Raw genomic sequence first — 18,963 nt, forward strand, 5'->3', positions numbered from 1 at the left:
CGGGTTTTGCTGCCGTACGCGCGACCGGTTTCTGGCCGGAGGCCGTAGGAGCGCGCTTGCCCGCGATTGCGGTGTGTCAGTTCATCTAAGTGTGTCTGGGCTCACGCTGTCGCGGGCAAGCGCGCTCCTACACGGGATTGGGGTGGTCATGCCTTTTGAGAACAACCCGAACCCGTAGCAGCACGGCTTGCCGGCGGGGGCGGCCGCGGGATCGCCGACGCCGGCAAGCCGGACTGCTACGGGCGGTGGGCGCCAATGAAATGGACGCCCACAAAAAAGCCCCGCATCTCGCAAGAGACCGGGGCCTTTTTCAACAACCTGGATCAGGCAGTCGCGTTCTTCTCGACGGCAGCCTTGATCAGCGGCTGCAGCTCGCCTGCGGCGTGCATCTCGACGATGATGTCGCTACCGCCGACCAGCTCGCCATCAACCCACAGCTGCGGGAAGGTTGGCCAGTTGGCGTATTTTGGCAGGTTGGCGCGGATTTCCGGGTTCTGCAGGATGTCGACGTACGCAAACTTCTCGCCGCAGGCCATCAGCGCCTGGGAAGCCTTGGCCGAAAAGCCGCACTGAGGGGCATTCGGGGCGCCTTTCATGTAGAGCAGAACGGTGTTTTTGGCAATCTGGTCTTTGATCGTTTCGATGATATCCACGGAGCACCTCGGCTGAACTTTACGACTCTAAATGTCGACACGGTGGCGCATTGTAACGGAAAGCCTAGCGTAACGCTCGGTCTTGGCTTTAATTGCGACGATAGATATGACGCCCATCATGCCGCCGCTACCGTCACGGGTACTCCGTTGAGCGCCGCATTGCCGGAAATCGCATCCAGATGCCGTTCGTCGGTCAGGTCGTTAGCGCTCTCCCCCGGCTGCCCCTGGGCGATCTCCATCTGCACGCCCGGCCGGCCGTGGCCCCAGCCATGGGGCAGGCTGACCACGCCCGGCATCATGTCGGTGCTGCCCATCACCTCCACCTCGATCATCCCGACCCGCGAACTCACCCTCACCCGCTGCTCGTCACTGAGCCCGCGCGTGGCCATATCCTGCGGGTTCATCAGCAACTGATGGCGCGGCTTGCCCTTCACCAGCCGATGATAATTGTGCATCCAGGAGTTGTTGCTGCGCACATGCCGCCGACCGATCAGCAACAGCTCTTCAACCGACGGCGCCGGCTGCATGGCGAACCGCACAAGGTCCGCGAGGATCACTTCAGGCGCCGCCTGTATCCGTTGATTGGCGGTGCGCAACCGAGACGCCAGGTTGGGCCGCAGGGCGCCCAGATCCAGACCGTGAGGGTGCTCATGCAGCGTCTCAAGGGAAAGCTTGAAGTCCGATGCATCGCCGTACAGCCCTGCGCGCAAACCGCGATCGACCATCTGCGCCGGGGCGATGGTCGATTTCAGCTCCCGCTGGGCACGGGTGGCGAATGCGCGGGCCAGGCCTACGAAGATTTCCCAGTCGTGCAGCGCCCCTTCGGGCTTGGCCAGAATCGCGCGGTTGAAACGGGTGACGTTGCGCACCGCGAACATGTTGAACGTGGTGTCGTAGTGATCGTTTTCCAGCGCCGAAGTGGACGGCAGGATCAGATCGGCATGGCGGGTGGTTTCGTTGATGTAGAGGTCAACGCTGACCATGAACTCCAGGCCGTCGAGCGCCTGATCCAGTTGGCGGCCGTTTGGCGTCGAGAGCACCGGGTTGCCGGCCACCGTGACCAGCGCCCTGATCTGCCCCTCGCCCTCGGTGAGCATTTCTTCGGCCAGCGCCGACACCGGCAGTTCACCGCCATATTCGGGCAGCCCCGAGACCCGACTCTGCCAGCGATTGAAGCCGCCGCCCGAAGTGGACGCCACCATATCCAGCGCGGGCGAGGTGCACAGCGCGCCGCCCACGCGATCAAGATTGCCGGTGACCAGGTTGATCAACTGCACCAGCCAATGACACAGCGTACCGAACGCCTGGGTGGAAATCCCCATGCGCCCGTAACAGACCGCCTTGTCAGCCGCCGCAAAATCCCGCGCCAATTGCCGAATCTGCTCGGCCGGGATACCGCAGCGCAGGCTCATGGCGTCGGCATCCATCGGCGCGATGGCCGCGCGCACCTCTTCGAGGCCATCCACCGGCAAGTGGCTTTCGCGGGTAAGGCCCTCGGCAAACAAGGTATGCAGCAGGCCGAACAGCAGCGCCGCGTCGGCGCCGGGGCGAATGAACAGATGCTGATCGGCGATGGCGGCCGTTTCGCTGCGCCGCGGATCGATGACCACCACCTTGCCACCGCGGGCCTGAATGGCCTTCAGGCGTTTCTCGACATCGGGCACGGTCATGATGCTGCCGTTGGACGCCAGTGGATTACCGCCCAGTATCAGCATGAAATCGGTGTGGTCGATGTCGGCAATCGGCAGTAACAAACCGTGGCCATACATCAGGTAACTGGTCAGGTGATGGGGCAACTGGTCGACCGAGGTCGCCGAAAAACGATTGCGGGTTTTCAAAAGGCCCAGAAAGTAATTGCTGTGGGTCATCAGGCCATAGTTATGGACGCTGGGGTTGCCCTGATACACCGCCACTGCGTTCTGGCCATGACGCGCCTGAATGTCCAGCAGGCGCTCGGCTACCAGATCGAACGCCGCCTGCCACTCGATGGCCTGCCACTGATCGCCCACGCGCAGCATGGGCTGGCGCAACCGGTCCGGATCGTTCTGGATATCCTGCAGGGCCACGGCCTTGGGGCAGATGTGCCCACGGCTGAAGGTGTCCAGGGCGTCGCCCTTGATCGAGCTGATGCGCACCGAGGCATCGTCTTCGCGGGTGGTTTCGATGGTCAGGCCACAGATGGCCTCGCACAGGTGGCACGCACGGTGGTGCAGAGTCTTGGTCATCGCCAGTCTCATATTCTTGTTCGGCGACCGGGGTGATCGCGCAGACAAAACTATGGCGCCTGGGGCAGCACTTCGCCAGAAACGTCAGTGCCGTGAATCGGACAGCATCAGGCGAGCCGATGGCCCGCCTGCGCAAACAGAAAGGAGATCAGGAGGCGGAACCGCCAATGGGGGTGACCACCTTGCGCTGCATCTGGATCTCGTGAACGGTCTCGACCTGTTCCTGGGAAACCTGAACGCCGGTGAGTTCACCGATCAGACGCCAATGATCGTCAAGCCCGGCACTGATAGTGGCCATGCGGTCGATCATGCGACGACCTGCCGAGCGGGTCACCTCATCCTCGCTGCGCATCAGCTCGAACGACATCGACGTCATGGAAGCCGTGAGGTGCGTGAGGGTACGGGCGGTGAGCCCGAGCAGTTCCGTCAGTTGTTTCTCTTTTGAATCCATTCCCCACCTCTTCTGGAGGACATAAGCGGCCTTTATAACCCACGCCACTGGTTTAGGAAACGTCCGGGTTTCCGGGGCGTGAAGCATGTCGCAAGGTTTGCATCAATTTGAAACTATTACAGAATCGGCAGTAATTGCGCATTCTTTAGAGGCCGGTGTACAACCTCTGGCGTTCGACAACGCAGAGATGGCGAAGTGCCTCTCCTGCCCGAGCAACTGTAGCACTTCGTTACATGAAAAGCGTCCTGACAGCGCCGTTTTCAGGCTACCGAACGTCTGACGAATATTTTCCAGCAAGCCGGGCCTTGGCACGAGGCGACATTTTCTTATACCCTCGCGCCTTCCCTATCCGTCGCCCCGTGCGGCTTTTGCCGCAGGTCTCGCCCGTTTTCCCGATAAAACCCGGCTTTGAGGATCTGCGGTCTGTTGCAGACAAGGTAGTTAATGATGAGCGCAAGGCACTTTCTCTCGATGATGGACTACACGCCAGATGAGCTCGTCAGCGTGATTCGTCGCGGCGTGGAGCTAAAGGACCTGCGAAATCGAGGGGTGCTGTTCGAGCCGTTGCGCGGCCGCGTGCTGGCGATGATCTTCGAGAAATCTTCGACTCGTACCCGTGTTTCGTTCGAAGCCGGCATGATCCAGCTAGGCGGCCAGGCGATCTTTTTGTCGCCCCGTGACACGCAACTGGGCCGTGGCGAGCCGATTGCCGACGGCGCGCGCGTCATGTCGCGGATGGTCGATGCGGTGATGATCCGTACCTTCGCCCACAGCAACCTCACCGAGTTTGCCGCCAATTCCCGCGTGCCGGTCATCAACGGCCTGTCGGACGACCTGCACCCATGCCAGTTGCTGGCCGACATGCAGACCTTCCTGGAGCATCGCGGCTCGATCAAGGGCAAGACCGTGGCCTGGATCGGCGACGGCAACAACATGTGCAACAGCTATATAGAAGCGGCGATCCAGTTCGACTTCCAATTGCGTGTCGCCTGCCCGGAAGGCTACGAGCCTAACCCGCACTTCATGGCGCTGGCCGGCGACCGCGTCACCCTGACCCGCGACCCGCGCGAAGCGGTCAAGGGTGCGCACCTGATCAGCACCGACGTCTGGACCTCCATGGGCCAGGAAGACGAAACCGCCAAGCGTATCGCCCTGTTCAAGCCGTTCCAGGTCACCCGCCAACTGCTCGACCTGGCCGCCGATGACGTGCTGTTCATGCACTGCCTGCCGGCGCACCGGGGCGAAGAGATCAGTGAAGACCTGCTCGACGACGAACGTTCGGTCGCCTGGGACCAGGCCGAGAACCGCCTGCACGCGCAGAAGGCCTTGCTGGAATTCCTCGTGGCCCCTGCCCTGCAACCTGCCTGAGTGAACTGATGCTGCTCAAACTGCGCAACCTCGCCTGTGGTTACCAGGACCAACGTGTGGTGCAGAACCTCGATCTGCACCTCAACGCAGGCGACATCGGTTGCCTGCTGGGCTCCTCGGGTTGCGGCAAGACCACCACGCTGCGCGCCATTGCCGGATTCGAGCCGGTGCATGAAGGCGAGATCGTGCTGGCCGACGAAGTCATCTCCCGGCCCGGATTCACCCTGGCCCCGGAGAAGCGCCGCATCGGCATGGTGTTTCAGGATTACGCGCTGTTTCCGCACCTGACCGTCGCCGAGAACATCGCCTTCGGCATTCGCAATCACCCGCGCCAGGCGCAGGTGGTCGAAGAGATGCTGGAGATGGTCAACCTCGGCGCACTGGGCAAGCGTCACCCCCACGAGCTTTCCGGCGGCCAGCAGCAGCGCGTGGCCCTGGCCCGTGCGCTGGCGCCCGAACCGCAATTGCTGCTGCTGGACGAACCCTTTTCCAACCTCGACGGCGAGCTGCGCAGACGTCTGAGCCATGAGGTGCGCGACATCCTCAAGGCCCGCGGCACCAGTGCGATTCTGGTAACCCACGATCAGGAAGAAGCCTTCGCGGTCAGCGATCATGTCGGTGTGTTCAAGGAAGGCCGGCTGGAGCAGTGGGACACGCCCTACAACCTCTATCACGAACCGGCGACGCCGTATGTCGCAAGCTTTGTAGGCCAGGGCTATTTCATTCGTGGGCAATTGCTCGACGGTGAAACCGTACAGACCGAACTCGGCCTGCTACGCGGCAATCGCGCCTATGCGGGCGTCAACGGCACCCCGATGGACGTGCTGCTGCGCCCCGACGACATCGTCCACGCCCCGGACAGCGAGCTGAAGGCCAGAGTCGCCAGCAAGACCTTCCAGGGTGCAGCAACTCTCTACCGCCTGCGCATGCCGACCGGTACCCAGCTTGAAGCACTGTTCCCAAGCCACGTGGACCTGCGCGCCGGGGAAGAAGTGGGGATTCGGGTTTCGGCTGAGCATCTGGTGTTGTTTGCGGCTGTCGGGAGCGTGCCAGTCCATCAGGATGCGGCGCTCCATCGAACCCTGTAGGAGCGCGCTTGCCCGCGATGGCGGTGTGTCAGTCAGCACGCTCGTACAGACACACCGTCGTCGCGGGCAAGCGCGCTCCTACAGGGATTGCGGGGTCAGCCGAGCGTCAGCGTGCCGCTTGCCACCAGTGTCGCATACCCGCCGATCTTCACCCGGTCGCCTTCCAGCCGACAGAACAGCTCCCCGCCCCGTCTCGAACACTGAAACGCCGTCAGGCTGAATTTGTTCAGCCGCGCCGACCAGTATGGAATCAGGCTGCAGTGGGTCGAACCGGTCACCGGGTCTTCAGGAATACCGTTGCCCGGTGCGAAGTAGCGCGAGACGAAATCGTGCAGCTCGCCATCCCCCTTGGCGGTAACGATCACCCCCGGCCACGGCAGCCGGGCGATGGCGGCCATGTCAGGCTTGCATTCGCGAACCGCCTGCTCCGACTCCAGCACCACCATCAACGCCGCCGCGCCCAGCGCGTCCACCACATCAGTGTTCAGCGCCCGTTCGATGTCCACCGTCACCCCGACCTCGCTCGGCGGCATCGCCGGGAAGTCGAGCCACAACCGGCCGCTCTCCCGAGTGACGGTCAAGGGGCCTGACTTGCTGAGGAATTCGATGGTGTCCGCTGTTTCTGCATATTTTTCGAATAACACGAACGCACTGGCCAACGTCGCGTGCCCGCACAGCGGCACCTCGTTGGTGGGCGTGAACCAGCGGATGTGCCAGCCCTGGGCCTCGCGCACGACAAAGGCCGTTTCCGACAGGTTATGTTCGGTCGCAATGTGCTGCATCAACTCATCCGACAGCCAGGCATCGAGGCGGTAGACCATCGCAGGATTGCCCGCGAAAGGTCGGTCACTGAACGCGTCGACTTGATGGAATTCAAGCTGCATGGAAAGCATCCCCAATCGTTGAAGGTGGCGCGGGTCATTCACGACCAATCTGAGCAAAGATCGCACTGGTGTGTTGTGCGAGTACCGCAGCGGACAACTCGACCTCAAGCCCGCGTCGACCAGCGCTGACAAAAATCGTCGCGAACGGTTGAGCCGACTCATCGATAAAGGTTCGCAGTCTTTTCTTCTGCCCCAACGGGCTGATGCCGCCCAGCAAATAGCCTGTGGCGCGCTGGGCCGCCGCCGGATCGGCCATTTCGGCCTTCTTCGCACCGGCGGCATGGGCCAGCGCCTTGAGATCCAGCGAACCCACCACCGGCACCACCGCAACCAGCAATTCGCCCTTTTCGGTACTGGCCAAGAGCGTCTTGAAGACCTGGGCCGGTTGCAGGTTCAGCTTCTCGGCGGCCTCCAGGCCATAGGAAGCCGCCTTCGGATCATGTTCGTAACTGTGGACACGGTGTTCGGCGCGGGCTTTCTTCAGTAAATCCAATGCAGGGGTCATGCAGCACTCCAGACGACCAGGGTGTTTCTTGTTGGCAGTCATTACTTTAGGCCATCGGCCCTGTAAACGCTGCAAGCGCGCACACTCCTGGCAACGAATTTTCGCGGACGATGCAAAACCCGGTGACAGTTCGCTTTCGACCTTTGACAATGTTCGTTTACGTCTATATTTTTTCGAATACGAATATTGCGCGCAGGCACCCCTGTTGCCTGCGCAACCGGGGCGCTTGCACGTAAACTGATAGCAGCCCCCCAGGATACCGGCTTCATTACCAGGCAACCGACATGACCGATAACGACAAGAACTACATTATTGCCCTCGATCAAGGCACCACCAGTTCCCGTGCCATCATCTTCGACCGCGACGCCAATGTGGTCAGCACCGCCCAGAGCGAGTTCGTGCAGCATTACCCGCAGCCGGGCTGGGTCGAGCATGATCCGATGGAGATCTTCGCCACCCAGACCGCCTGCATGACCAAGGTCCTGGCCCAGGCCAACCTGCATCACAACCAGATCGCCGCCATTGGTATCACCAACCAGCGCGAAACCACGGTTGTGTGGGAGAAGGACACCGGCCGCCCGATCTACAACGCCGTGGTCTGGCAGTGCCGTCGCAGCACGGAAATCTGCCAGCAACTCAAGCGCGACGGCCTTGAGGACTACATCAGGGAAACCACGGGCCTGGTCATCGACCCGTACTTTTCCGGCAGCAAACTCAAGTGGATTCTCGATCACGTCGAAGGCAGCCGCGAACGCGCCCGTCGTGGCGAGCTGCTGTTCGGCACCGTCGATAGCTGGCTGATCTGGAAATTCACCGGCGGCAAGGTCCACGTCACCGACTACACAAACGCCTCGCGCACCATGATGTTCAACATCCACACCCTGGAATGGGATCAGCGGATGCTGGACGTGCTCGACGTGCCTCGGGAAATGCTCCCGGAGGTCAAGTCTTCATCTGAAGTCTATGGCCACAGCAAAAGCGGCATCGCCATCGCCGGCATCGCAGGCGACCAGCAATCGGCGCTGTTCGGCCAGATGTGCGTGGAGCCCGGCCAGGCCAAGAATACCTACGGCACCGGTTGTTTCCTGCTGATGAACACCGGCAAGAAAGCGGTCAAATCCAATCACGGCCTGCTGACCACCATCGGCTGCGGCCCTCGGGGCGAAGTGGCCTATGCGCTCGAGGGCGCGGTGTTCAACGGCGGCTCGACCGTGCAGTGGCTGCGTGACGAACTGAAAATCGTCAATGACTCCATGGACACCGAATATTTCGCCACCAAGGTGAAGAACAGCAATGGCGTGTATCTGGTCCCGGCGTTCACCGGCCTTGGCGCGCCCTACTGGGACCCGTACGCCCGTGGCGCGCTGTTCGGCCTGACCCGTGGCGTGAAGGTCGATCACATCATCCGTGCGGCCCTGGAGTCCATCGCCTATCAGACCCGCGACGTGCTCGATGCCATGCAGCAGGACGCCGCCGAGCCGCTCAAGGCCCTGCGCGTGGACGGCGGCGCGGTGGCCAACAACTTCCTCATGCAATTCCAGGCCGACATCCTCGGCACTCAGGTCGAACGTCCGAAAATGCGCGAGACCACAGCGTTGGGCGCGGCGTATCTGGCGGGCCTGGCCATAGGTTTCTGGAGCGGGCTGGACGAGTTGAAGGACAAGGCCGTGATCGAGCGCAGGTTCGAGCCGCAGTGCGACGATGCCGAGAAGGAAAAACTCTACGCGGGCTGGCGCAAGGCGGTGGACCGCACGCGGGACTGGGAGCCCCACGAAGACGCCGAATAACCCAGATCTGTAGGAGCGCGCTTGCCCGCGACCGCGGTGTACTTGTACCCAAGAAGGTGCCTGGCACACCGCAATCGCGGGCAAGCGCGCTCCTACAATGATTCGCGTCGCCTTGCCACCTCATGACTTTTTCCGGCTGACAGGTAATGGCCGCCTGCGGCATCATGGGCGCTCTTGCCCGAAGGAAAAAAAATGAATCTGCCACCCCGTCAACAGCAGATCCTCGAGCTGGTCCGTGAGCGCGGCTATGTCAGCATCGAGGAAATGGCCCAGTCGTTCGTCGTTACCCCGCAGACCATCCGCCGCGACATCAACCAGTTGGCGGAGATGAACCTGCTGCGTCGCTACCACGGCGGTGCTGCCTATGACTCCAGTATCGAGAACACCGCGTACGCCATGCGTGCCGACCAGATGCGCGACGAGAAACAGCGCATCGCCGAGGCGATTGCCGCGCAGATTCCCGATCATGCCTCGCTGTTCATCAACATCGGCACGACCACCGAATCCATCGCCCGCGCCCTGCTCAACCACAATCACCTGAAGATCATCACCAACAACCTGCACGTGGCTTCGATCCTGAGCGGCAAGGATGACTTCGAAGTGCTGCTGGCCGGTGGCAACGTGCGCCGCGACGGCGGTGTGGTGGGTCAGGCGAGCGTCGATTTCATCACCCAGTTCAAGGTCGATTTCGCCCTGGTGGGCATCAGCGGCATCGACGAAGACGGCAGCCTGCTGGACTTCGACTACCAGGAAGTGCGCGTCTCCCAGGCGATCATCGCCAACGCCCGCCAGGTGATTCTGGCCGCCGACTCCAGCAAGTTCGGCCGCAACGCCATGGTCCGCCTGGGCCCGATCACCCTGATCGACTGCCTGGTGACCGACCAGCCGCCGGTGCCGGCCCTTGCGCAACTGCTGACGCAGAACAAGATTCGTCTGGAAGTGGTTTAAGCGCGTTTTTGCTGTAGGAGCGCGCTTGCCCGCGATTGCAGTGTGTCATCCGCCATTGATATTGCTGACAGATTGCAGTCGCGGGCAAGCGCGCTCCTACAGGCCGCGAGGCCGTTTCATGTTCGCTTTTGTTCCTTTACTTTCCCTTCAATCAGTATTTTCAATCGATACTGAGTGGTTAGACCTGTCTTATTGGTTTATCATTTTCGAAAATGAACTCAAATGTTCGATTTCGCCAAAAGCGAACATGATCGAATTCCAGACAGGAGGCCCCGATGGCCCACTCAGCGTTCCCTGCTCCACCCCTTTCAGAGGTCTACGACATCGCCGTCATCGGTGGCGGGATCAATGGTGTCGGGATCGCGGCGGATGCTTCGGGCCGTGGCCTTTCGGTATTCCTCTGCGAAAAGGACGATCTGGCCAGCCACACCTCCTCGGCCAGCAGCAAGCTGATCCATGGCGGTCTGCGTTACCTGGAACATTACGAATTCCGCCTGGTGCGCGAAGCACTGGCTGAACGTGAAGTGCTGCTGGAAAAGGCCCCGCACATCGTCAAGCCCATGCGCTTCGTGCTGCCCCACCGCCCGCACCTGCGTCCGGCGTGGATGATTCGCGCCGGCCTGTTCCTGTATGACCACCTGGGCAAGCGGGAAAAACTGCCGGCCTCGAAAAACCTGCGCTTCGGTGCCAACAGCCCGCTGAACAGCTCGATCACCCGCGGTTTCGAATATTCCGACTGCTGGGTCGACGACGCGCGCCTGGTGGTGCTCAACGCCATGGCCGCCCGCGAACACGGCGCGCACCTGCACACCCGCACCCGCTGCCTGAGCGCCCGTCGCAACGGTGGCCTGTGGCAACTGGAAATGGAACGCAGCGACGGCACACAGTTCTCGGTTCGCGCCAAGGCGCTGGTGAACGCGGCGGGGCCGTGGGTCGCCAGGTTCATTCGCGAAGACCTGAAACTGGAATCCAAGTACGGCATCCGCCTGATCCAGGGCAGTCACCTGATCGTGCCGAAGCTGTACGAGGGTGAAAACGCCTTCATTCTGCAGAACGAAGATCAGCGCATCGTCTTCACCATTCCTTACATGGAACGGTTCACCATCATCGGCACAACTGACCGCGAGTACACCGGCGACCCGGCGAAAGTGGCGATCACCGAAGGCGAAACCGATTACCTGCTGAAGATCGTCAATGAGCACTTCAAGAAGCAACTGAGCCGCAGCGACATCATTCGCACGTACTCAGGCGTGCGTCCGCTGTGCAATGACGAATCCGATAACCCGTCGGCCATTACCCGGGACTACACCCTGGCCCTGTCGGGCGATGCCACGGAGGCGCCGATCCTCTCGGTGTTCGGCGGCAAGCTGACCACCTACCGCAAGCTGGCCGAATCGGCGATGCAGCAACTGGCGCCGTTCTTCCCGCAGATGAAGGGAAGCTGGACCGCCAAGACCAGCCTGCCTGGCGGCGAAAACATGACCACCCCGGCGCAACTGGCCAGCGACCTGCAACAACGCTGCAGTTGGCTGCCCGCTGAAATCGCCAGGCGCTGGGCCATCACCTATGGCTCGCGCAGCTGGCAGATCGTCGATGGCGTGCAAAGCCTGGCCGACATGGGCGAGCACCTGGGCGGCGGGTTGTACAGCGCCGAAGTGGATTACCTGTGCCGGGCGGAGTGGGTCACTCAGGCCGAGGACATCCTGTGGCGCCGGACCAAGCTGGGCCTGTTCACCACGGCTGAAGAGCAGCAGAAGGTGCAGGCGTACCTGGACAAGATCGCTCGCCACAAAAGCACCATAGAAGCCGCCTGACCTCCTACACCGCCCCACTGTAGGAGCGCGCTTGCCCGCGATTGCGGTGTGTCTGATCCGAGTATGTTGAATGACACGCCGCCATCGCGGGCAAGCGCGCTCCTACAAGCGCCCCCTCCCATTCGGATTTCCGAACGCAATACTACTGGCCATTCGGCATCCCGGACGGCCACAGCCCTACTCGCACTCATCCCAAAATAAATTCCCTTTATTTTCAATCTGTTATCAGCTGTCACGTGCTTGGCATGACTCATGCTCTACACTCATGCACGATTGCTCCGATGTAGCGTGCCGCCTGTCTGGGCCGCCGTTGTAGCGTTCTGAAACGATAGGGCCGACCCAACACCGGACCCATAAGAAAAACAAAGTCGAGGATTAACAGATGCGTATCGTTCCCCACATTCTGGGCGTGGCCATTGCTGCAGCCGCTTTGATCAGCACCCCGGTTTCCGCCGCCGAACTGACCGGCACCCTGAAGAAAATCAACGATTCGGGCACCATCACCCTGGGCCACCGCGACTCGTCGATTCCGTTCTCCTACATCGCGGATGCTTCCGGCAAGCCAGTCGGCTACTCCCACGACATCCAGCTGGCGATTGTCGAAGCCATCAAGAAAGACCTGAACAAGCCTGACCTGAAGGTCAACTACAACCTGGTCACTTCGCAGACCCGTATCCCGCTGGTGCAGAACGGTACCGTCGACGTTGAATGTGGCTCGACCACCAACAACGCCGAACGCGCCCAGCAGGTCGACTTCTCGGTCGGCATCTTCGAAATCGGTACTCGCCTGCTGACCAAGACCGGCTCGTCGTACAACGATTTCGACGACCTGAAAGGCAAGAACGTCGTGACCACCGCTGGCACCACGTCCGAGCGCATCATCAAGGCGATGAACGCTGACAAGCAGATGGGCATGAACGTCATCTCCGCCAAAGACCACGGCGAATCCTTCCAGATGCTGGAATCGGGCCGCGCTGTCGCGTTCATGATGGACGACGCCCTGCTGGCAGGCGAAATGGCCAAGGCCAAGAAGCCAACCGACTGGCACGTGACCGGCACTCCGCAATCCTATGAAATCTACGGCTGCATGGTTCGCAAAGACGACCCTGCCTTCAAGAAAGCCGTGGACGACGCGATTGTCGGCCTCTACAAGTCGGGCGAGATCAACAAGATCTACGCCAAGTGGTTCACCCAGCCAATCCCTCCAAAAGGCCTGAACCTCGAATTCCCGATGAGCCCTGAACTCAAGAAGCTGATCGAGAACCCGAACGACAAGCCAGCGCCAGAGAAGAAGGCATAAGCCCTTCCCTTTCTATGCTTCACAAGTGAAAGCCTGACTCCCGGGGAGGTCATCGACCTTCCCGGAAGCCGCTGCAAAGCGGTGTGCGTGCATAACGATCGATCAGAGGGGAGACCCTGATGAATTACAATTGGGACTGGGGCGTGTTCTTCAAGTCCACTGGCGTGGGTACCGAGACCTATCTGGACTGGTACGTTTCCGGCCTGGGCTGGACTATCGGCATCTCCATCGTCGCCTGGATCATCGCGCTGATCCTGGGCTCCGTGCTCGGGGTGATGCGTACGGTGCCCAACCGCATCGTGTCCACCATTGCCACGGTCTACGTGGAAATTTTCCGTAACGTGCCACTGCTGGTGCAGTTGTTCATCTGGTACTTCCTGGTGCCGGACCTGCTGCCCGAGAACCTGCAGGAGTGGTACAAGCAGGACCTGAACCCGACCACCTCGGCTTTCCTGAGCGTTGTCGTGTGCCTGGGCCTGTTCACCGCCGCACGGGTTTGCGAACAAGTGCGTACCGGTATCCAGGCGTTGCCTCGCGGCCAGGAATCCGCCGCACGCGCCATGGGTTTCAAACTGCCGCAGATCTACTGGAACGTGCTGCTGCCGCAGGCTTACCGGATCATCATTCCGCCGCTCACCTCCGAATTCCTCAACGTGTTCAAGAACTCGTCGGTGGCCTCGCTGATCGGTCTGATGGAGTTGCTCGCCCAGACCAAACAGACCGCCGAATTCTCTGCGAATCTGTTCGAAGCCTTCACCCTGGCCACCCTGATTTACTTCACGCTGAACATGAGCCTGATGCTGCTCATGCGTCTGATCGAGAAGAAAGTCGCCGTGCCGGGCCTGATTTCCGTGGGAGGTAAATAATGGACTTCTCTGGAATCGTTCCCGCCATTCCGGGCCTGTGGAACGGCATGCTCATGACCCTCAAGCTCATGGCGATGGGCGTTGTGGGCGGCATCGTGCTCGGCACGATCCTGGCCCTGATGCGCCTGTCACCGAGCAAGTGGATGTCGCGCATCGCCGGCGCCTACGTCAACTATTTCCGTTCGATCCCGCTGCTGCTGGTCATCACCTGGTTCTACCTGGCGGTGCCGTTCGTGCTGCGCTGGATCACCGGCGAAGACACCCCGGTCGGTGCGTTCACCTCCTGCGTCGTGGCGTTCATGATGTTCGAGGCGGCGTACTTCTGCGAAATCGTGCGTGCGGGCGTGCAGTCGATCTCCCGTGGCCAGATGGGCGCAGCGCAGGCCCTGGGCATGACCTACGGCCAGATGATGCGCCTGATCATCCTGCCCCAGGCGTTCCGCAAGATGACCCCGCTGCTGTTGCAGCAGAGCATCATCCTGTTCCAGGACACCTCGCTCGTGTACACGGTCGGTCTGGTCGACTTCCTCAACTCGGCCCGCGCCAGCGGCGACATCATTGGCCGCTCCAATGAGTTCCTGGTCATCGCAGGTCTGGTGTACTTCACGATCAGCTTCGCGGCCTCGCGTCTGGTCAAGCTCATGCAGAAAAGGTTAGCCGTATGATTTCCATCAAAAATATCAACAAGTGGTATGGGGACTTCCAGGTGCTGACCGATTGCAGCACCGAGGTCAAGAAAGGCGAAGTGATCGTGGTGTGCGGGCCGTCCGGCTCGGGCAAATCGACCCTGATCAAGTGCGTCAACGCCCTTGAGCCGTTCCAGAAAGGCGACATCGAGGTCGATGGCACCTCCATCGCCGATCCGAAGACCAACCTGCCGAAACTGCGTTCGCGCGTGGGCATGGTGTTCCAGCATTTCGAGCTGTTCCCGCACCTGACCATCACCGAGAACCTGACCATCGCGCAGATCAAGGTGCTGGGCCGCAGCAAGGAAGAAGCCACCAAGAAAGGCCTGCAGTTGCTTGAGCGCGTCGGTCTGTCGGCCCACGCCCACAAGCATCCGGGCCAGCTCTCCGGCGGCCAGCAGCAACGTGTGGCGATTGCCCGCGCGCTGGCGATGGACCCGATCGTGATGCTGTTCGACGAACCGACTTCGGCACTTGACCCGGAAATGGTCAACGAAGTGCTCGACGTGATGGTGCAGCTTGCCCACGAAGGCATGACCATGATGTGCGTGACCCACGAAATGGGCTTCGCCCGCAAGGTGGCCGACCGCGTGATCTTCATGGACAAGGGCCAGATCATCGAAGACTGCCCCAAGGAAGAGTTCTTCGGCGACATCAACGCTCGTTCCGAACGCGCCCAGCACTTCCTGAACAAGATCCTGCAGCACTAACAGCCTTTTCGTTTTTAGCCTCACGAGGGCATAGCCCCACAAGGGCACACAACCACCGGCCGTGCGTGTTCACCATCAATGACACGCACGGCTGGTCGGTCCAGGACGACTGTGATGAAATGCGATCCACCTCTTAGCGCGCCACCATCACTTGCCGTGAAACCCCGCCTGATCCGCCAACTGTTCCTGCCGCCGCTGGTCATCCTGTTGATGATCGCGCTGGGCTACTTCACCTATCTGTACAGCGAAAAGAACGGCATCCAGGCTCTGGGCGAGAACGGCCAGCGCCAGCTTGAGTTGCACGCGCGTACCGTCGAAAGCGAAATCAACAAATACAACTACCTGCCCAGCGTGCTGGAGCTCGAATCCAATGTCTCCGACCTGCTCAACGATCCGTCGCCCGAATTGCGGGTCAAGGTCAATGACTACCTCGAAGGCCTGAACCGCCGCAGCCGCAGCCGCGCCATCTATGTGCTGGACACCACCGGCCGCGTGCTCGCCACCAGCAACTGGCGCGACGCGGACAGCTATCTGGGCGAAGACCTGTCCTTCCGTGCCTATTATCAGGACGCGATTCGTGGCCTGCCCGGCCGTTTCTACGGCATCGGCAGCACCACCGGCGAGCCCGGGTACTACCTGGCCCACGGGCTTGAAGAGAAAGGCAAGATCATAGGCGTCGCCGTGATCAAGGTGCGTCTGGAAGCGCTGGAAGAGCGCTGGCAGCGGGCGCGCCTGGAAGCCTTCGTCAGTGACGAGAACGGCATCATCATTCTGTCCAGCGACCCGGCCCGACGTCTGAAATCGGTGCGCCCCCTGACAGCTGACATCAAGGAGCGCCTGGCGCGCAGCCTGCAGTATTACTGGTGGCCGCTCAACGAGCTGGTGCCGCTGGAGCGAGAGTCGATTGCCGAGGGTGTGGAGAAGCTGACCTTCCCTGCCAACGTCAGTGTCGATCATGAACACACCGTGGTCAGTTACCTGGCCCAGACCCGCGACCTGGCCGACACGCCCTGGCACCTGACCCTGCTGACGCCGCTCGAAGACCTGCGCCGGGAAGCCGCCAACCAGGGAATGCTGGTGGCCGTTGCCTTTGCCCTGGTGACCTTTCTGCTGATTGCCTGGAACGAGCGGCGCAAGGTGATTTCCGTGCGCCTGGCCGCCCGCGAAGCGCTGGAGCAGGCCAACAACGAACTGGAACGGCGGATTACCGAACGCACCGCCGACCTGCGCGCCAGCAACGAACGCCTCAAGGGGCAGATTCGTGAGCGGCGTCAGGCCGAAGAAACGTTGCGCCAGGCCCAGGACGAACTGGTACAGGCCGGCAAGCTGGCTGCCATCGGTCAGATGTCCACCAGCATCGCCCACGAACTCAATCAACCGCTGGCCGCGTTGCGAACGCTGTCGGGCAATACCGTGCGTTTCATCGAGCGCGGCGCGCTGGACACCGCCAGCACCAACCTGCGCACCATTAACGATCTGGTGGACCGCATGGGCCGCATCACCGCCAGCCTGCGCGCCTTTGCCCGGCGTGGCGAAGACAAGGGCCAGGCGTCGCTGGGCAAGGCCGTCGATGCCGCGCTGCAATTGCTGGCCGGGCGTCTGGAAAACAGCGCGCTGGACCTGCATCAGGAGTTTCAGGATGTCGAGCTTGCGATCGATCAGACCCGCCTTGAACAGATTCTGGTCAACCTGATCGGCAACGCGCTGGACGCCATGCAGGCACAGCCCCTGCCCGTGCTGTGGTTGCAGGGCGACATGTGCGAGGGCCGTTATCGGCTGCGGGTTCGCGACAACGGCCACGGCATCGACGCCGAAGCGCGCAAGCACCTGTTCGAACCGTTTTTCACCACCAAGCCGGGTGAGCAGGGGCTGGGGTTGGGCTTGACCCTGTCGGCCAGCCTGGCAGCCGCCGCCGGTGGCAGCCTGAACGCAGAAGACCCGGCCGAAGGCGGCACGATGTTCGTGCTGGTTTTGCCGTTGGTGAATGCCGGGGTGACGACCTCATGATTGATCTGACAGCACACACTCCCGTAGGAGCGCGCTTGCCCGCGATTGCGGGATGTCAGCCACACTTTCATAACCTGACACAGCGGCATTCGCGGGCAAGCGCGCTCCTACAGAATCCGGTGAGGCATCAAAATGAACACTGAACTGACCGTCCTCATCGTCGAAGATGACCCGCACGTCCTGCTCGGCTGCCAGCAGGCGCTGGCGCTGGAAGACATTCACAGCCAGGGCGTGGGCAGTGCCGAGGAGGCGCTGGCGCTGGTGGGCGACAACTACGCCGGGATCGTCATCAGCGACATCCGCCTGCCGGGCATCAACGGCCTGGAACTGCTCAAACGCCTCAAGGAGCGCGACCGCAGCCTGCCGGTGGTGCTGATCACCGGCCACGGCGATGTGTCGATGGCGGTCGGCGCCATGCGCGACGGTGCCTACGATTTCATGGAGAAGCCCTTCTCCCCAGAACGCCTGGTGGACGTCGCACGACGCGCGCTGGAACAACGCGGGCTGGCGCGGGAAGTCTGGTCGCTGCGCCGGCAACTGGCCGAGCGCGACTCGCTGGAAGGCAAGATCATCGGCCGCTCCCCCGCCATGCAAAACCTGCGGGCGCTGATCGCCAACGTCGCCGACACCTCGGCCAACGTGCTGATCGAAGGTGAAACCGGCACCGGCAAGGAACTGGTCGCCCGCTGCCTGCACGACTTCAGCCGTCGTCATTCCAATCAGTTCGTCGCGCTGAACTGTGGCGGGTTGCCGGAAAACCTGTTCGAAAGCGAAATCTTCGGCCACGAAGCCAATGCCTTTACCGGCGCGGGCAAGCGGCGCATCGGCAAGATCGAACACGCCCACGACGGCACGCTGTTTCTCGATGAAGTGGAGAGCATGCCGATCAACCTGCAGATCAAACTGCTGCGGGTATTGCAGGAGCGTACCCTCGAACGCCTGGGCTCGAACCAGAGCGTGGCGGTGGATTGCCGGGTGATCGCGGCTACCAAATCGGACCTCGATGAACTGAGCCGGGCCAACCAGTTTCGCAGCGACCTGTATTACCGCCTCAACGTGGTGACCCTGGAGTTGCCGCCACTGCGCGAGCGCCGCGAGGACATCCTGCAACTGTTCGAGCACTTCCTGCAGTTGTCGTCGCTGCGCTTTGATCGCGAACCACCGGAGCTTGATCGCCAGACCATGTCGGCGCTGATGAGCCACGACTGGCCGGGCAACGTGCGCGAACTGCGCAACGTCGCCGAGCGCTATGCGCTGGGCTTGCCGGCCTTCAAGAAAACCGGATCTGCGGCCACTGCCCAGAGCCTGGGGTTCTCCGAGGCGGTGGAAGCCTTCGAGAAAAACCTGCTCAGCGATGCGTTGCAGCGCAGCGGCGGCAACCTCAGCCAGGCCAGCCAGGAACTGGGCATGGCCAAGACCACGCTGTTCGACAAGGTTAAGAAGTACGGGTTGGGGTGACTGACTCACCCATCCCCGTAGGAGCGCGCTTGCCCCCGACCCCGGTGTGTCAGGCGCCATCAACGTCATAGACACACCGCACTTTTTGTAGGAGCGCGCTTGCCCGCGACCTCGGTGAGTCAGGCGCCATCAACGTCATAGACACACCGCACTTTTTGTAGGAGCGCGCTTGCCCGCGACCTCGGTGAGTCAGGCGCCATCAACGTCATAGAC

Annotated in this window: 16 protein-coding genes; 11 read left to right on the forward strand and 5 right to left on the reverse strand. The window is 61.5% G+C overall.

The features are described 5' to 3' along the window. Window positions 1–323 precede the first annotated feature (323 nt). The 3 genes from grxD to ACIPO9_RS27790 form a co-directional block, all read right to left on the reverse strand. Entirely contained in the window at window positions 324–653 is a 330-nt protein-coding gene (grxD, locus tag ACIPO9_RS27780; protein WP_093461226.1) for a Grx4 family monothiol glutaredoxin, read from the reverse strand. A gap of 116 nt (window positions 654–769) precedes the next feature. Then, window positions 770–2,878, reverse strand: coding sequence for a molybdopterin oxidoreductase family protein (locus tag ACIPO9_RS27785; protein ID WP_400784513.1), 2,109 nt, complete (start codon window positions 2,876–2,878; stop codon window positions 770–772). Window positions 2,879–3,026: 148 nt separating this feature from the next. Continuing rightward, a complete protein-coding gene (locus tag ACIPO9_RS27790) occupies window positions 3,027–3,329 on the reverse strand; it encodes a hypothetical protein (RefSeq protein WP_062387999.1) in 303 nt (100 codons plus the stop codon). A gap of 447 nt (window positions 3,330–3,776) precedes the next feature. Here ACIPO9_RS27790 and argF point away from each other — a divergent pair, with 447 nt between their 5' ends. Then, a complete protein-coding gene (argF, locus tag ACIPO9_RS27795) occupies window positions 3,777–4,697 on the forward strand; it encodes an ornithine carbamoyltransferase (RefSeq protein ID WP_400784514.1) in 921 nt (306 codons plus the stop codon). After that, entirely contained in the window at window positions 4,694–5,785 is a 1,092-nt protein-coding gene (locus ACIPO9_RS27800) for an ABC transporter ATP-binding protein (protein ID WP_400784521.1), read from the forward strand. The genes argF and ACIPO9_RS27800 overlap by 4 nt, the downstream gene beginning before the upstream one ends. A gap of 95 nt (window positions 5,786–5,880) precedes the next feature. Here ACIPO9_RS27800 and ACIPO9_RS27805 read toward each other — a convergent pair whose 3' ends face one another. Together ACIPO9_RS27805 and ybaK are read right to left on the reverse strand one after the other, a co-directional pair. After that, the gene (locus ACIPO9_RS27805; RefSeq protein ID WP_274135099.1) at window positions 5,881–6,669 is read right to left on the reverse strand and encodes a PhzF family phenazine biosynthesis protein; all 789 of its coding nucleotides are present in this window, start codon (window positions 6,667–6,669) and stop codon (window positions 5,881–5,883) included. 34 nt (window positions 6,670–6,703) lie between these two features. After that, a complete protein-coding gene (gene ybaK / locus ACIPO9_RS27810) occupies window positions 6,704–7,174 on the reverse strand; it encodes a Cys-tRNA(Pro) deacylase (protein ID WP_274135098.1) in 471 nt (156 codons plus the stop codon). A gap of 284 nt (window positions 7,175–7,458) precedes the next feature. Here ybaK and glpK point away from each other — a divergent pair, with 284 nt between their 5' ends. The 9 genes from glpK to ACIPO9_RS27855 all read left to right on the forward strand — a co-directional run bounded on the left by glpK (window position 7,459) and on the right by ACIPO9_RS27855 (window position 18,750). After that, entirely contained in the window at window positions 7,459–8,961 is a 1,503-nt protein-coding gene (gene glpK / locus ACIPO9_RS27815; protein ID WP_274135097.1) for a glycerol kinase GlpK, read from the forward strand. A gap of 192 nt (window positions 8,962–9,153) precedes the next feature. Next, window positions 9,154–9,909: a DeoR/GlpR family transcriptional regulator gene (locus tag ACIPO9_RS27820; protein WP_274135096.1), complete on the forward strand. Its 756-nt coding sequence runs from the start codon at window positions 9,154–9,156 to the stop codon at window positions 9,907–9,909. Between the two features lie 275 nt (window positions 9,910–10,184). Further along, window positions 10,185–11,723 (forward strand): glycerol-3-phosphate dehydrogenase, encoded by a 1,539-nt coding sequence (gene glpD / locus ACIPO9_RS27825; protein ID WP_400784516.1) that lies wholly within the window; start codon window positions 10,185–10,187, stop codon window positions 11,721–11,723. Between the two features lie 382 nt (window positions 11,724–12,105). After that, on the forward strand, window positions 12,106–13,023 hold the full coding sequence (locus ACIPO9_RS27830; RefSeq protein WP_274135094.1) for a glutamate/aspartate ABC transporter substrate-binding protein: 918 nt from the start codon (window positions 12,106–12,108) through the stop codon (window positions 13,021–13,023). A 119-nt stretch (window positions 13,024–13,142) separates the two neighbouring features. Further along, complete coding sequence (locus ACIPO9_RS27835) at window positions 13,143–13,889, forward strand: amino acid ABC transporter permease (protein WP_274135093.1); 747 nt, start codon at window positions 13,143–13,145, stop codon at window positions 13,887–13,889. Then, window positions 13,886–14,554 carry an amino acid ABC transporter permease gene (locus ACIPO9_RS27840; protein WP_274135104.1) on the forward strand — a complete coding sequence of 223 codons (669 nt, stop codon included), beginning with the start codon at window positions 13,886–13,888 and terminating at the stop codon, window positions 14,552–14,554. The genes ACIPO9_RS27835 and ACIPO9_RS27840 overlap by 4 nt, the downstream gene beginning before the upstream one ends. After that, window positions 14,551–15,285 carry an amino acid ABC transporter ATP-binding protein gene (locus tag ACIPO9_RS27845; RefSeq protein ID WP_274135092.1) on the forward strand — a complete coding sequence of 245 codons (735 nt, stop codon included), beginning with the start codon at window positions 14,551–14,553 and terminating at the stop codon, window positions 15,283–15,285. The genes ACIPO9_RS27840 and ACIPO9_RS27845 overlap by 4 nt, the downstream gene beginning before the upstream one ends. A 114-nt stretch (window positions 15,286–15,399) precedes the next feature. After that, entirely contained in the window at window positions 15,400–17,292 is a 1,893-nt protein-coding gene (locus ACIPO9_RS27850; RefSeq protein ID WP_400784517.1) for an ATP-binding protein, read from the forward strand. A 132-nt stretch (window positions 17,293–17,424) separates the two neighbouring features. Further along, window positions 17,425–18,750, forward strand: coding sequence for a sigma-54-dependent transcriptional regulator (locus tag ACIPO9_RS27855; protein WP_400784519.1), 1,326 nt, complete (start codon window positions 17,425–17,427; stop codon window positions 18,748–18,750). The last annotated feature ends 213 nt before the right edge of the window (window positions 18,751–18,963 follow it).

It is taken from the genome of Pseudomonas sp. NPDC090203 (genome assembly GCF_044746765.1).
Classification (GTDB): domain Bacteria; phylum Pseudomonadota; class Gammaproteobacteria; order Pseudomonadales; family Pseudomonadaceae; genus Aquipseudomonas; species Aquipseudomonas putida_AD.